The sequence below is a fragment of the Stenotrophomonas maltophilia genome (genome assembly GCF_047782825.1).
Taxonomy (GTDB): Bacteria; Pseudomonadota; Gammaproteobacteria; order Xanthomonadales; family Xanthomonadaceae; genus Stenotrophomonas.
Window position 1 is genome coordinate 3,934,225 of the sequence record NZ_CP180589.1, and the last position, 13,441, is coordinate 3,947,665.

Sequence of the window (13,441 nt, forward strand, 5' to 3'; positions counted from 1 at the left end):
CCTCGCTGCGCGTGCCTTTCAACCGAATGCCTTTTGTTGTCGTCGCCCCCATGTACGGCTTCCGCGCCCTGCGCGCCTATGCGTCACCCCATCTTCCGACCCTGATCGGCGCCAGCGCCGTGCTGCTGTGGAGCCCGACGCTGGGCATGCTGCGCACCATCACCGAGATCTTCGGTGCGGTCGGTGGTGCGGCGCTGATCTTCACGGCTGCGGCGCTGTTCTCGGCGCTGATCCTTGGCGTGCCGCGCCCCTCGCAGCTGCCGCGTCGCTACCTGCTGATCGGCGGCGCCTTGTTCATCGGGACCGAGATCTCGCTGTCGCTGTCCATCGGCCTGGCCCATCACCGTGGGCAGGCGCTGGAACTGGTGATGATCAATTACCTGTGGCCGTGCCTGACCGTGCTGCTGACCGTGCTCACCCGCATGCAGCGCGGCAGCTGGCTGCTGCTGCCGGCCACCGTGCTGTGCCTGCTGGGAGTGGTGCTGGTGATCACCGGCGAAGGGGCATGGTCGCCGGCGATGCTGCTGGCCAACCTGCGCAGCAATCCGCTGGCCTATGCGCTGGCGCTGGCGGCGTCGTGCATGTGGGCGACCTACTCGCTGGTGACCAAGCGCATCGGCGGCACCCGCAATGCGGTGCCGTTGTTCATGATCGCCACCGCCGCCGTGCTGTGGCTGAAGTACGCGCTGGGCGATGTGCCGCCGCTGCACCTGCACTGGGGTGGCCTGGCCCAGGTAGCCGTGTTCGGTCTGCTCACGGCCACCGCCTATTCGTGCTGGAACCACGGCCTGCAGCACGGCAACGTCACTTCGATGGCGATCTTTTCTTATTTCGCACCGGTGTTGTCGGTGCTGTGGAGCAGTGTGTGGCTGTCGCTGCAGCCGGGCATGGGCTTCGTGCAGGGCGTGGCCTGCGTGACTGGCGGTTCTCTGCTGTGCTGGTGGGCCACGCGTGCGCCGCGGCGCGCGGCGGCCACCGTGCCGCCAAGTTCGGCAATGTCCTGAGCCAAGTGCGCAGCGACCCCCGGTCGTTGCCGGCGGAACTTTAGCCGGTGTGGCCGGCGGCATTCAGCGGCGGTTCCAACCGTGGTGCCATTCTCTGGGTCGTCGGAAGGTTCCCACGACGAACTGTCCCATCGATGCCGCTAGTGACCGATCGACGCAGTCGTAGAATCGATTTGACCGAGGTTCGGGTTCAACGTTTGATCCCACCTCGTTCGCGTTGCAGCACCCAGCCGGTGCGGCGGTGAAAAACCGGATTCGGCAAAGTGCGCCAGACGTGCGCTGAAAGGTCTGTTCCCGGGGAGGGGGCGAATCGGAAGAGCACACTTTTTTGACTTCAGTGACCTGCACCAGGAAACAAGAATGAACGTCCGCGAACTCCTGCAATCCAAGAAAGAAGCTGTCATCACCATCGATTCGGAAGACACCATCGGTGCCGCCGCCCACAAGATGAGCGCGAATAAAATCGCTGCCCTGGTGGTGATCAAGGACGGGGTGCCGGTCGGCATCATCTCCGAGAAGGACATCGTGCGCAGCCTGGCCGACGACGGCCCGCAGGCCGGCCGCCGGGTGATCTCCACCGTGCCGACCACCGGTCTGGAAGGCATTGCGCCGGAGGCTACCCTCAAGCAGGCCATGTCGCTGATGACGTACTCGCGTCGCCGCCACCTGATGGTCACCGATGGCAACACGCTGGTCGGCATTCTCAGCCTGGGCGATATCGTGAAGAACCTGCTGGGCGAGCTGGAGCTGGAAAAGGCCGTACTGCAGGACATCTACATGGCCGCCCACTGAGGCGGCCGTGCAGGACGAACGAAGCCGGGCATCGCCCGGCTTCTTCGTTGGTAGCGTCGGGCCACGCCTGGCTTATCTATTAGTAGCGCCGGGCCATGCCCGGCGAGCGCGCAGCGCAGGAATCAGAACGTGACCTTCACCGAATCGGCGCTGTAGGTCGCTGGGCCGTGGTAGACCACTTCGATGTTGTTGCCATCCGGGTCGAGCACGAAGGCGCCGTAGTAGCCCGGGTGGTAAGGGCGTTCGCCCGGTGCGCCGTTGTCGGTGCCGCCGGCGGCGATCGCAGCGGCGTGGAAGGCATCGACGGTGGCCGCGTCGCGTGCCTGGAAGGCCAGATGGTGGCGACCGGTCAGCTGGCCGGCCGCGGCCTCGCTGCTGGCGGTGGAAATGAACAGTTCGTCGGCCCAGAAATAGTCCGGGCCTTCGCCGGCAACGGGAATGCCGATGCAGTCGAACACCGCCTGGTAGAAGCGGCGGCTGGCGGCCAGGTCACGCACCACCAGCTGCAGATGATCGATCAGGCGCCCGCGATGCAGTTCCATCGTTTCCATGCATACCTCTACAAGAAGGGGACCGCTCTGGTAACGCCGGGCCATGCCCGGCGAGCGCCTGGCGCGGCCGGTCAGGCGTTGGCGATGATCTCGACCCAGTAACCGTCCGGGTCCTTGATGAAGGCGATGTTCTTCATGCGGCCATCGGTCAGGCGCTTCTGGAACGGCACGCCCAGATCTTCGAAACGCTGGCAGGCCGATTCCAGTTCCGGCACCGACACGCAGATGTGGCCGAAGCCGCGCGGGTCGCTGTTGCCGTCGTGGTAGACCGGGCCGTCCTGGGTTTCGGTACCGTGGTTGTGGGTCAGCTCCAGCACGCCCGGCAGGCCGGCCATCCACACCCGGCGGGTGGCATCGTCTTCGGGCACGGCCACGCCGGCCGGCACGTAGGCCAGGAAGTACAGGCTGAACTGGGCTTCGGCGAAGTCGCGCTTGTCGATCAGCTGGTAGCCCAGCACGCGGGTGTAGAAGTCCAGCGAAGCGGTGATGTCCTTGACCCGCAGCATGGTGTGGTTGAACACGAAGCCGTGGGTTTCGGCCGGGGCCTGGGCAGCCACGCCGGGGATATCGCGCAGGGCGGGAAGGGTCATGGGGGAAGGTCCTTCAGACGGGGCCGTGTTGGCCGGATGGGGCCATTCTACCGGCCGCCACCTGACGGCACCGCGACGTACAATGGACGGATCGCACCGTTCCGTCCTGACAACGATTGCCCGCCATGTCGCAGCGTGAATGGGTGGCCGCCGCCATCCGCAAGATCGAAGCCGATTTCAACCGTTCCGCCGATACCCACCTGATCCCGCTGGCACTGCCCGGGTTCGAAGGCATCGACGTGTACCTCAAGGATGAATCGAGCCACCCCACCGGCAGCCTCAAGCACCGGCTGGCGCGCTCGCTGTTCCTCTATGCGCTGGCCAATGGCTGGCTGCGCGAGGGCCGGCCGGTGATCGAGGCGTCCAGCGGCTCCACGGCGGTGTCCGAAGCCTATTTCGCGCGCCTGCTGGGCCTGCCGTTCATCGCGGTGATGCCGGCCACGACCTCGCCGGAAAAGATCGCCGCGATCGAATTCCATGGCGGCCGTTGCCACCTGGTCGAGCGCGCCTGCGACCTCAACTGTGATTCGGAACGGCTGGCGCGCGAGACCGGCGGCCACTTCATGGACCAGTTCACCTACGCCGAGCGGGCCACCGACTGGCGCGCCAACAACAACATTGCCGAATCCATCTTCAAGCAGATGGCCGAGGAGCCCAGCCCGATTCCGGAATGGATCGTCTGCAGCCCCGGCACCGGCGGTACGGCCGCCACCCTCGGTCGCTATGTCAGCTACCGCCGCCACGACACGCGCATCCTGTGTGCGGACCCGGAAGTGTCGGTGTTTTTCGACGGCTACCAGGCGGCCGTGGCTGGCGAGCCCGACTGGCGCGGGCTGACCTGCAGCGGCGGTTCGCGGGTGGAAGGCATCGGCCGGCCGCGGGTGGAATCGAGCTTCATCCCGACCAGCGTAGATGCCATGGTGAAGGTGCCCGATGCACTCAGCCTGGCGGCGATGCGCCATGTCAGCCGCCAGATCGGCCGCCGTGTCGGCGGTTCCACCGGCACCAATTTCATCGGTGTGCTGCAGGCGGCGCAGTGGATGCGCGAGGCCGGCCACCAGGGCAGCATCGTCAGCATCCTGTGCGATGCCGGCGAGCGCTACGCGCACAGCTATTACGACCCGGCGTGGTATGGCCGGCAGGGTATCGATGTGGACGGCGCCGATGCACAGCTGGCCGCAGCGGTGGCCGGGCAGGGCCTGCCCGTGCTGCCGTGGTGCAGCCTGGAAGCGCTGTAACGGGTCTGGCATTGCCGCCGGGCATGGCCCGGCGCTACCGGGTAGACCGGTCAGGTAGCGCCGGGCCATGCCCGGCGAGCGCAGTGGCGCTTCACGCGCCGCTCAGTACCCCGCGGCCATGAACGCATCCAGCACCGCATCGCGCAGCGCATCGGGCAACGCCTCGATGTCCATCGCACGGTCGTCCAGGTGAAGGTGCGGGTCCAGCACGCTGGCGCGGCCCTGGGCCAGCGCCTGCAGCCACAGCAGCACGCAGATCACGAACTCGCGCTCGTGCCCCAGCTGCAGCTGGCTGGCACCGCGTTCGATCACTTCGAACGGGTACCACTCCTGGGTCTCGCTCAGGCGGCCACCCTGGTGCTGCAGAGCCTGCAGCTGGGCAAGATGGCGCGGCGCATCGTCGCCCGCGTCGCAAAGCGCGGCGATCCAGGCCAGCTCGTCCGGGCTGGCCGACAGCGCCAGCGACCGGGTGGATGAAGCGGTGGGGCTTGGAGCCAGACCTTCCATGTGGGGTCTCCTCGTTGCGTACTACTGCGGTTTCCCCCGCAGTGCCAGCTTCGGCGGGCGACCGTCAGGCCGACGTGAATGCCGGGGTTCCGTGGAAAGCGCCATCCACGCATGGCGTGGTTGATGTTGCTCCTGCTCCAGCGGGTGCAGGGCCGCAGGCCCTGCGATGCCTCCCCCTTGTCTGCAGGCCCGGCCAGCGCCATATCGACAGGGCTGCCCGCCCGCCGGGCCCGTACCTGGAGACCTGCCGTGACCGTTGCCAACCCCCTGCTCGATTTTTCCGGCCTGCCGCGCTTCGAGGCGATCCGCCCCGAGCACGTGGCGCCGGCGCTGGACGTACTGCTGGCCGATGCCGAAGCCGCCGTCAGCGCAGCCGAGCAGGTGCAGCCGGTCCGCTGGGAGACCTTCGTGGCCCCGCTGGACGATGCCACCGAACGCCTGTGGCGCGCCTGGGGCCTGGTCGGCCACCTGCAGGGCGTGGTCAACACCCCCGAGCTGCGTGAGGCCTACAACAGCAACCTGCCGCGGGTGACCCGCTTCGCCAGCGCACTGGGCCAGAACCTGGCGCTGTACCGCCAGTACCAGGCGCTGGCCGCCAGCACCGAAGCGGCCGGCTTCGATGACGCCCGGCGCAAGGTGCTGGACAACACCCTGCGTGACTTCCGCCTGGGCGGTGCCGAGCTGGCGCCCGAGGCGCAGCAGCGCTTCGCCGCGATCAAGGAAGAACTGTCGGCGCTGTCGGCGAAGTTCTCGCAGAACGTGCTCGACGCCACCGATGCCTGGTCGCTGATCGTGGAGGACGAAGCGCGCCTGGCCGGCATGCCGGACGACGTCAAGGCCGCTGCCCGTGCCGCCGCCGAAAAGGACGGCAAGCCCGGCTGGAAACTGACCCTGCAGATGCCGTGCTACCTGCCGGTGCAGACCTGGGGCGAGGACCGCGACCTGCGCGAGATCCTGTACCGCGCCAGCGCCCAGCGTGCCTCCGAATTCGGCGATGACGCGCTGGACAACGGTGGCAACATCGACCGCATCCTGGCCTTGCGTGCGGAACTGGCGGCGCTGCTGGGCTTCGGCTCGTACGGCGATTATTCGGTGGCCACCAAGATGGCGCAGGACCCGGCCGAAGTGCTGGCCTTCCTGCGCGACCTGGCCACGCGGGCCAAGCCGTTCGCGGCCAAGGACCGCGCCGAACTGGAAGCGTTCGCCCGCGAGCAGCTGGGTATCGACAGCCTGCAGGCCTGGGATCTGGCATTCGCTGCCGACCGCCTGAAGCAGGCGCGCTACAGCTATTCCGAGCAGGAAGTGAAGCAGTATTTCACCGAGCCGAAGGTGCTCGGCGGCCTGTTCTCGGTGATCGAGCAGCTGTATGGCCTGCGTGTGCAGGAAGACAGCGCGCCGGTGTGGCATGAGGACGTGCGCTTCTTCCGCCTGGTCGATGCGCAGGGCGCGCTGGTCGGCCAGTTCTACCTGGACCTGTACGCGCGCGAAGGCAAGCGCGGTGGTGCGTGGATGGATGATTGCCGCAACCGTCGCGAGCGTACCGATGGCAGCGTGCAGACGCCGCTGGTCTACCTGGTGTGCAACTTCGGCCGCGGCGCCAACGGCAAGCCGGCCACCTTCAGCCACGACGAAGTGACCACGCTGTTCCATGAAATGGGCCATGGCCTGCACCAGCTGCTGACCCGCATCGGCGAGCTGGGCGTGGCCGGCATCAACGGCGTGGAATGGGATGCGGTGGAGCTGCCCAGCCAGTTCATGGAGAACTTCTGCTGGGAATGGGACCACCTGCAGGGCATGACCGCGCACGTGGACAGCGGCGAGCCGCTGCCGCGCGCGCTGTACGAGCGCATGCTGGCCGCGCGCAATTTCCACAGTGGCATGGCCACCGTGCGCCAGCTGGAATTCGGCCTGTTCGACATGCTGCTGCACAGCCAGTTCGAACCGGCGCAGGACAGCGTGCTGGCGCTGCTGGACCGCGTGCGCAGCGAAGTGGCGGTGAACCACCCGCCGGCCTGGAATCGCTTCCCGCATCAGTTCAGCCACATCTTTGCGGGTGGTTACGCAGCCGGTTACTACAGCTACAAGTGGGCCGAGGTGCTCAGCGCCGATGCCTATGCGGCGTTCGAGGAAGCCCCGCAGGCGCTGGCTGAAACCGGTGCGCGCTTCCGCGATGAAGTCCTCTCGCGTGGCGGCAGCCGCCCGGCGGCGGAGAACTTCAAGGCGTTTCGTGGGCGTGCGCCGCAGATCGACGCGTTGCTGCGCCATTCGGGCATGGCGTAACTGCTCTGGTGTCATCCACGCATGGCGTGGATCTACTGCAATGCTCCTGCCAATGAAGGCGGTGCATCCCGGTAGCGCCGGGCCATGCCCGGCGGGCGCGAAGCGCGGTGCGGCAGCAAAAGCCGCCGGGCGTGGCCCGGCGCTACCGAACGCGGGTTATTCGGCGTAGATCATCTTGCGGGTCATGCCGCCGTCGACAATGAAATCCTGGCCGGTGCTGAAGCCGGACAGCGACGACAGCAGGTACACCGCCAGTGCGCCGATGTCTTCGGGCTCGCCCACGCGACCGACCGGGTGCTGGCCGTGGTCGGTGGCCGAATAGTCCGGCGCGTGCCGGCGCGAGGGCGCCTGCCAGGCCGTGGTGCCGATCCAGCCAGGGCTGATGCTGTTCACCCGCACCGCCGGGCCGGCACTGATCGCCAGCGCGTGGGTGAAGGCCACCAGCCCCCCCTTGGCTGCGGCATAGGCTTCGCTGTTCGCCTCCGACTGCCAGGCACGGGTGGAGGCAACGTTGATGATCGAGCCTGCGGCACTGGCCGTCAGCGCCGGCAATGCGTGCTTGCTGCACAGGAATGCACCATGCAGCGACGACAGGCGGCGCTGCCATTCGTCCCAGGCCATGTCCTGCAGTGGGGTGCCGTGAGGCCCGGCGATGCCGGCGTTGTTGACCAGGCCATCGATGCGGCCGAAACGCTGCTGCGCCGCGCCGATGAAGTCGCTCACGCTGGCTTCGTCGGCGATGTCCAGGCGCTGGAACGCGGCATCGTCGCCACGCTGCCATTCGTCCAGGCAGGCCTGGCCTGCTTCCACGTCCAGGTCGCCGATCAGCACGCGGCCACCGGCACCCAGTACGGCCTGCGCCACGCCACGGCCGACGCCGTTCGCGCCGCCGGTGACCAGCACCACCTTGCCCTGCAGCGGTGCCGCCGGCCACGCGGCGATGGGCGGGGCCGCGCTCATGACAGGTCTTCCCCGCGCAGGCGGCGGTGCCAGCCGGCCACGCCGATGCGGTCGAGGGTCTGGATGTTGCGCTCGACGATCACATCCGGGTCCGGGAAGGCGTCCACTGCGCGTTCCACACTTTCCTCGCGCAGCAGGTGCAGGGTAGGGAAGGGCGCGCGGTTGGTGTAGTTGCTGGCGTCGTCGGCGGCCACGCCATCGAACTGGTAGTCCGGGTGGAAGCTGGCGACCTGCAGGATGCCCTGCAGGTCCAGCGCCTCGATGGCGGCGTCGGCGTTGTCCAGGAAGTCGTTGTAGTCGAGGAAATCGGTCAGCACCTGCGGATGCACGATCAGGGTGGTGTCGATCTGCTCGGCCGGAGTGTCACGCAGCAGCACCAGTTCCTCGGCCAACTGTTCAACCAACGCCTCGGGCGTAGTCGCATCGCTGAGCACGAAGCGGACCTGGTCCTTCACGTACACGGCCTTGGCGAACGGGCACAGGTTCAGGCCGATCACGATGCGCTCCAGCCACAGGCGGGTGGCGGCGATCGGGTCGTCGGTGGGCAGGGCGGGGTCGGTCATGGCGGGCGCTTCGGCTGGCGGGGGCCGCCATTGTAGGCAGTCGCCCGCGGCTGCGTTGTTCACTGTCCACGCACTGGACAGTGGCGATGCTGGAAAGTCCCATCCATTCAAGCCCTTGCCGATATCGCACCGATGGCCGATTGCCTGCGCGGCGGGCCAGGCGTGCAATGGACGCACGACACAGGAGGACACCCCATGACTGCATCTTCCCCGTGGCTGCCGGACGAACTCTGGTCCGGCGCCTTCTTCGACGGCCAATGGCAGGCCGCCGCCCAGCGCCAGCCGGTGATCGAACCGGCCACCGGCCAGACCCTCGGCGAGGTCGGCCTGGCCGACGCCGCCCAGGTCGCCACCTCGGCCGCGGCCGCCGCGCAGGCCCAGCAGGCCTGGGCCGCCGCCCCCTACGAACAGCGCGCGCAGGTGCTGCGCCAAGCCGCGCGCCTGGCCGAAGACAACATCGATACCCTGGTGGACTGGCTGGTGCGCGAAAGCGGCTCGACCCGGCTCAAGGCCGGCTTCGAGGCCAAGGTGACCATCAAGGCCCTGCACGAAGCCGCTGCGCTGCCCTCGCGCAGCACCGGCGAAATCCTGCCGTCCGAACCGGGCCGGCTGAACCTGGCCCGACGCCGTCCGCTGGGCGTGGTCGGGGTCATCTCGCCGTTCAATTTCCCGCTGTACCTGGCCATGCGTGCGGTGGCACCGGCCATCGCGCTGGGCAATGCCGTGGTGCTCAAGCCCGACCCGCGCACGGCGGTGTGTGGCGGTGCTGTCATTGCCCGCCTGTTTGAACAGGCCGGGCTGCCGGCCGGCGTGCTGCACATGCTGCCCGGTGACGGCGCCGCCGGTGCGGCGCTGACCAGCGACCCGCACGTGGCGATGATCCAGTTCACCGGCTCCACCGCCGCAGGCCGCAAGGTCGGCGAAGCCGCCGGCAAGCACCTGAAGAAGGTCTCGCTGGAACTGGGTGGCAAGAACTCGCTGATCATCCTCGACGATGCCGACCTCGACCTGGCCGTGGCCAACACCGCCTGGGGCGTGTACCTGCACCAGGGCCAGATCTGCATGGCTACCGGCCGCGTGCTGGTGCACAGGAAGATCCATGCCGCGTTCCTGGAAAAGCTGGTGGCCAAGGCGAAATCGCTGAAGGTGGGCGACCCGGCACGCGAGGACGTGGCGATCGGTCCGCTGATCAACGCCACCCAGCGCGACCACGCCGCCCGCGTGGTGGCCGATGCAGTGAAGGCCGGCGCCACGCTGGAAGCCGGTGGCACCCATCAGGACCTGTTCTTCGCGCCCACCGTGCTCGGCAACGTGGCCGCCGACAACCCGGCGTTCAACGAGGAGATCTTCGCGCCGGTGGCCGTGGTCGTGCCGTTCGACGATGACGACCACGCCGTGCAGCTGGCCAACGACAGCGAGTACGGCCTGTCGATGGCCATCGTGTCCAGCAACGTCGGCCGCGCGCTGAAGCTCGGCGAGCGCCTGCGTACCGGCCTGCTGCACATCAACGACCAGACGGTGAACGACGAAGTGATCAATCCGTTCGGCGGCGTCGGTGCGTCCGGCAACGGCACCAGCATCGGCGGCCCGGCGAACTGGGAAGAGTTCACCCAGTGGCAGTGGCTGACCGTCAAGGGCGAAGCGCCCGCCTACCCGATCTGATCGAAGGAACCATCACGATGAACGACAACACCGCAACGCGTGAGATCACCGCCGCCGTGGTCCGTGGCAAGGAACAGCCCTTCGTCATCGAGCAGGCGCAGCTGCGCGGCCCGCAGGACGACGAGGTTTTGGTGAAGGTTGTGGCCACCGGCCTGTGCCACACCGATCTGATTGTGCGTGACCAGTACTACCCCGTACCGCTGCCGGCGGTGCTTGGCCATGAAGGCGCCGGCATCGTCGAAGCCGTGGGCCCGAACGTGCGCGACCTGAAGGTGGGCGACCACGTGGTGCTGACCTACGGCGCCTGCGGCCACTGCAATCCCTGCCGCGGCGGCCACGGTGCGTACTGCAAGGATTTCTTCGGGCTCAACTTCGGTGGCGATGATGGCCATGGGCATACCGCCATCACCGATGCGCAGGGCCAGCCGCTGCACGATCACTTCTTCGCGCAGTCCTCGTTCGCCACCTTCGCCATCGCGCGCGAAATCAACGCGATCAAGGTGCCCGACGATGCGCCGCTGGAACTGCTGGGCCCGCTGGGCTGCGGCATCCAGACCGGTGCCGGTGCGGTGCTCAATTCGCTGAAGGTGCGTTCGGGCAGCAGCTTTGCCAGCTACGGTGCGGGCGCGGTGGGCCTGAGTGCGGTGATGGCGGCCAAGGTGGCCGGTGCCACCACCATCATCGCCATCGATGTGGTGCCGTCGCGCCTGGAACTGGCGTTGGAACTGGGTGCCACCCACGTGGTCAACAGCCGCGAGACCGATGTGGTGGAAGCGGTGCGTGCGATCACCGGGGGCGGCGCCGATTTCGCGCTGGAATCCACCGGACGCCCGGAAGTGCTGTCGGCCGGCATCGAGGCGCTGGGCGGGCTGGGCATGATGGGCGTGGTGGGAGCGCCGAAGCTGGGCACCACGGCCAGTTTCGATGTGAACAACCTGCTGCTGGGCGGGCGCAGCATCCGCGGCATCGTCGAAGGTGACAGCGTGCCGCAGGTGTTCATTCCGCAGCTGGTGACGCTGTTCCAGCAGGGACGGTTCCCGTTCGACAAGCTGGTGAAGTTCTACCCGCTGGAGCAGATCAACCAGGCAGCGGAGGACAGCACGCGTGGCATCACCCTGAAGCCGATCCTGCGGATTGCGGCGTAACGGCAGGGCTGCGCCCTGCACCTGCCGAATCAACGTCAACAGCAACAGCGGGCTATCCGTGAGATGGCGGGGTGGGTCCGGTTGAGGGGGACGCCGTGAACCCGTCCATGGGGCTTGGTCGCGGCATTCATGCCGCTCACACCCCCTCAACCGGACCCACCCCGCCTTCGACAGTTTTCTGCAAGCTGTCGGTACCGCACGGGGTCAGAGCCGTTTTCCACGGGAAAACGGCTCTGACCCCTTGTTGGATTTCTTGTCTGAATGTCCGATGGAAACGGAAACATTCCGTTGCCAGGACGTAACGCGGGCAGGGCGTGCGTGGGTGTACTCTGCTTCCATGATGGCCACGACAGTCGGGCAACAACAGCTGGTCGCTGCACGTGCTGCGTTCGCAGAAGGCGATACGCAGTCATTGGCGCTGTTGCCATTGCCGCTGCAGCATTCCTGGCAGCGTTCGCGCGCTGCCGGGGTGCAACCGGGGCAGGAGCCTTGTTACCCGCCGCTGCAGGGCAATGGCCTGCGCTTGAGCCATCCTGAAGACCGCCGGCTCGCGCGCTGCGTGCAGCCCGAGCTGGAACAGCTGTGGGCGGCGTTTGGCGCGCGGGGCTGGACGATGTTCTGCGCCAACCGCCAGGGCATGGTGATCGCGCAGCAGGCGCATGGCCTGGAGGATGCGCCGCTGCTGCGGCCGATCCAGGTCGGGCGGCAGTTGGGTGAGGCGGAGATCGGCACCACGGCGCCGGCGGTCAGCCTGGCCGATGATGTGCCTGCCCTTGTGCGTGGCAACGAGCATTACCTGCAGCGCTTCGCGCCGGTGTTCTGCCTGAGCGAGCCGCTGCATGACCTGGACGGCCAGGTCTGCGGGGCGATCGATATCACCGGCCTGGGCGAGCGGGATCCGGCGCTGCTGCAGGGCTATTTCCGGCAGGCGGCGCTGGCCAGTGAAAACCGACTGCTGCAGACGCTCACCGATGTGCATGTGCTGGCCGTGCAGCACGATCCGCGTTGGCTGGCCACGCCGTTGCAGGGCTTGCTGGCGGTGCAGGAAGACGGCCAGCTGCGCGCGGCCAACCGGGTGGCGCGGCGCCTGCTGGGCTTGCCGCGGCGGGGGCCGCTGCCGCTGTTGACGATCGATGCGGTGTTTGCCGATGCCAGTGCGGCACAGCGCCGCCGCCTGCTGCAGCCGGGGCCGGCGCATCGGGTGCGGCTGGGCGAGGGCAGTGCGGTCTACCTGCAGCATCTGCGTGCGCCGCGCGCGCCGCGGGTACGTGCGGTGTCGCCTGCACCCGTGCACGATGCGCCGCTGCGTGACCAGCAGCGGGAAGCGGCGCGGCGCGCCGCACGGGCGGCGGAGGGCAATCTCAGTCTGGCCGCCCGCCAGTTGGGCATTTCACGCACCACGTTGTACAAGCTGCTGCGCGATTAAGCGGGCAGTCCGCCGGGCATGGCCCGGCGCTGTCGTTCCAGCCCGGGTAGCGCCGGGCCATGCCCGGCGGCGGGTCATCAATCGCGGAAATTGTTGAACTGCAGCGGCAGTTCGAACTTGCCGGCCTTCAGCACGGCGATGGCGTCCTGCAGGTCGTCGCGCTTCTTGCCCTGCACGCGCAGCTTGTCGCCGTTGATCTGGCTTTCCACCTTCAGCTTCGCTTCCTTCAGCGCGGCGGCGATCTTCTTGGCGATCTTCTGCTCGATGCCCTGCTTGACGGTGATCTTCTGCCGGGCCTGGGCCAGGTTGGTTTCGATGTCGCCGAACTCCAGGCTGAGCACGTCGATGCCGCGCGCGGCGAGGCGGGCGCGCAGGATGTCGTTCATCTGCTTGAGCTGGAACTCGGTCGGTGCGGACTGGTTGATGACATCGCCATCGCGCTCGAACTTGGCCTCCACGCCCTTGAAGTCGAAGCGGGTGGCCAGTTCGCGGTTGGCCTGGTCGATGGCGTTGGTCAGCTCGTGGGTGTCGACTTCGGACACGACGTCGAAGGAAGGCATGGGCGTGGCTCCGCGGAATTCAGTGGCGGCCATTCTATCGCGTGGGCCCCGCAGTGTTTGTAGAGTCGAGCCATGCTCGACTGCCCCGTGTCCGTGTCCGTGTCCGTGTCCGTGTCCGTGCTGCCAGTCGAGCAAGCTCGACTCTACAGACGGCGGTTGCCGG

General features: G+C 67.6%; 13 protein-coding genes. 7 read left to right on the forward strand and 6 right to left on the reverse strand.

The annotated features are described in order from the left end of the window. The first annotated feature begins 50 nt into the window (after positions 1-50). On the forward strand, positions 51-1,004 hold the full coding sequence (gene yddG / locus ACM2ZB_RS18200) for an aromatic amino acid DMT transporter YddG (protein WP_416056476.1): 954 nt from the start codon (positions 51-53) through the stop codon (positions 1,002-1,004). 360 nt (positions 1,005-1,364) lie between these two features. Then, on the forward strand, positions 1,365-1,796 hold the full coding sequence (locus ACM2ZB_RS18205) for a CBS domain-containing protein (protein WP_053461435.1): 432 nt from the start codon (positions 1,365-1,367) through the stop codon (positions 1,794-1,796). Between the two features lie 122 nt (positions 1,797-1,918). Here the strand turns inward: ACM2ZB_RS18205 and ACM2ZB_RS18210 are convergent, their stop codons facing one another. Together ACM2ZB_RS18210 and gloA are read right to left on the reverse strand one after the other, a co-directional pair. Further along, a complete protein-coding gene (locus ACM2ZB_RS18210) occupies positions 1,919-2,347 on the reverse strand; it encodes a VOC family protein (RefSeq protein ID WP_416056477.1) in 429 nt (142 codons plus the stop codon). A gap of 71 nt (positions 2,348-2,418) precedes the next feature. Continuing rightward, positions 2,419-2,937 (reverse strand): lactoylglutathione lyase, encoded by a 519-nt coding sequence (gloA, locus tag ACM2ZB_RS18215; protein WP_108770072.1) that lies wholly within the window; start codon positions 2,935-2,937, stop codon positions 2,419-2,421. Positions 2,938-3,062: 125 nt separating this feature from the next. On the opposite strand from gloA, the gene ACM2ZB_RS18220 reads away from it, so the two are divergent. After that, positions 3,063-4,175 (forward strand): PLP-dependent cysteine synthase family protein, encoded by a 1,113-nt coding sequence (locus tag ACM2ZB_RS18220; protein ID WP_416056478.1) that lies wholly within the window; start codon positions 3,063-3,065, stop codon positions 4,173-4,175. 102 nt (positions 4,176-4,277) lie between these two features. Here ACM2ZB_RS18220 and ACM2ZB_RS18225 read toward each other — a convergent pair whose 3' ends face one another. Next, positions 4,278-4,682 (reverse strand): hypothetical protein, encoded by a 405-nt coding sequence (locus tag ACM2ZB_RS18225; protein WP_313440547.1) that lies wholly within the window; start codon positions 4,680-4,682, stop codon positions 4,278-4,280. Between the two features lie 249 nt (positions 4,683-4,931). On the opposite strand from ACM2ZB_RS18225, the gene ACM2ZB_RS18230 reads away from it, so the two are divergent. Further along, positions 4,932-6,962: a M3 family metallopeptidase gene (locus ACM2ZB_RS18230; protein ID WP_416056479.1), complete on the forward strand. Its 2,031-nt coding sequence runs from the start codon at positions 4,932-4,934 to the stop codon at positions 6,960-6,962. A gap of 156 nt (positions 6,963-7,118) precedes the next feature. Here ACM2ZB_RS18230 and ACM2ZB_RS18235 read toward each other — a convergent pair whose 3' ends face one another. Together ACM2ZB_RS18235 and ACM2ZB_RS18240 are read right to left on the reverse strand one after the other, a co-directional pair. Further along, the gene (locus ACM2ZB_RS18235) at positions 7,119-7,922 is read right to left on the reverse strand and encodes an SDR family oxidoreductase (protein ID WP_416056480.1); all 804 of its coding nucleotides are present in this window, start codon (positions 7,920-7,922) and stop codon (positions 7,119-7,121) included. After that, complete coding sequence (locus ACM2ZB_RS18240; protein WP_164075555.1) at positions 7,919-8,485, reverse strand: DUF1415 domain-containing protein; 567 nt, start codon at positions 8,483-8,485, stop codon at positions 7,919-7,921. The genes ACM2ZB_RS18235 and ACM2ZB_RS18240 overlap by 4 nt, the downstream gene beginning before the upstream one ends. A gap of 195 nt (positions 8,486-8,680) precedes the next feature. Between ACM2ZB_RS18240 and ACM2ZB_RS18245 the strand changes: the two genes are divergently transcribed. The 3 genes from ACM2ZB_RS18245 to ACM2ZB_RS18255 all read left to right on the forward strand — a co-directional run bounded on the left by ACM2ZB_RS18245 (position 8,681) and on the right by ACM2ZB_RS18255 (position 12,718). Next, positions 8,681-10,147, forward strand: coding sequence for a benzaldehyde dehydrogenase (locus ACM2ZB_RS18245; protein WP_416056481.1), 1,467 nt, complete (start codon positions 8,681-8,683; stop codon positions 10,145-10,147). Between the two features lie 17 nt (positions 10,148-10,164). Beyond that, positions 10,165-11,292 carry an NAD(P)-dependent alcohol dehydrogenase gene (locus ACM2ZB_RS18250; protein ID WP_416056482.1) on the forward strand — a complete coding sequence of 376 codons (1,128 nt, stop codon included), beginning with the start codon at positions 10,165-10,167 and terminating at the stop codon, positions 11,290-11,292. Between the two features lie 340 nt (positions 11,293-11,632). Continuing rightward, positions 11,633-12,718 (forward strand): helix-turn-helix domain-containing protein, encoded by a 1,086-nt coding sequence (locus ACM2ZB_RS18255; RefSeq protein ID WP_416056483.1) that lies wholly within the window; start codon positions 11,633-11,635, stop codon positions 12,716-12,718. 77 nt (positions 12,719-12,795) lie between these two features. Here the strand turns inward: ACM2ZB_RS18255 and ACM2ZB_RS18260 are convergent, their stop codons facing one another. Then, positions 12,796-13,278, reverse strand: a complete 483-nt coding sequence (locus ACM2ZB_RS18260; protein ID WP_108767110.1) for a YajQ family cyclic di-GMP-binding protein — start codon at positions 13,276-13,278, stop codon at positions 12,796-12,798. Between the last annotated feature and the right edge of the window lie 163 nt (positions 13,279-13,441).

Bases quoted from the DNA above. Each gene is read 5' to 3' on its own strand.
- yddG (WP_416056476.1), top strand. From the start codon at position 51: ATGTACGGCTTCCGCGCCCTGCGCGCCTATGCGTCACCCCATCTTCCG.
- ACM2ZB_RS18205 (WP_053461435.1), top strand. From the start codon at position 1,365: ATGAACGTCCGCGAACTCCTGCAATCCAAGAAAGAAGCTGTCATCACC.
- ACM2ZB_RS18210 (WP_416056477.1), bottom strand. From the start codon at position 2,347: ATGGAAACGATGGAACTGCATCGCGGGCGCCTGATCGATCATCTGCAG.
- gloA (WP_108770072.1), bottom strand. From the start codon at position 2,937: ATGACCCTTCCCGCCCTGCGCGATATCCCCGGCGTGGCTGCCCAGGCC.
- ACM2ZB_RS18220 (WP_416056478.1), top strand. From the start codon at position 3,063: ATGTCGCAGCGTGAATGGGTGGCCGCCGCCATCCGCAAGATCGAAGCC.
- ACM2ZB_RS18225 (WP_313440547.1), bottom strand. From the start codon at position 4,682: ATGGAAGGTCTGGCTCCAAGCCCCACCGCTTCATCCACCCGGTCGCTG.
- ACM2ZB_RS18235 (WP_416056480.1), bottom strand. From the start codon at position 7,922: ATGAGCGCGGCCCCGCCCATCGCCGCGTGGCCGGCGGCACCGCTGCAG.
- ACM2ZB_RS18240 (WP_164075555.1), bottom strand. From the start codon at position 8,485: ATGACCGACCCCGCCCTGCCCACCGACGACCCGATCGCCGCCACCCGC.
- ACM2ZB_RS18245 (WP_416056481.1), top strand. From the start codon at position 8,681: ATGACTGCATCTTCCCCGTGGCTGCCGGACGAACTCTGGTCCGGCGCC.
- ACM2ZB_RS18250 (WP_416056482.1), top strand. From the start codon at position 10,165: ATGAACGACAACACCGCAACGCGTGAGATCACCGCCGCCGTGGTCCGT.
- ACM2ZB_RS18255 (WP_416056483.1), top strand. From the start codon at position 11,633: ATGGCCACGACAGTCGGGCAACAACAGCTGGTCGCTGCACGTGCTGCG.
- ACM2ZB_RS18260 (WP_108767110.1), bottom strand. From the start codon at position 13,278: ATGCCTTCCTTCGACGTCGTGTCCGAAGTCGACACCCACGAGCTGACC.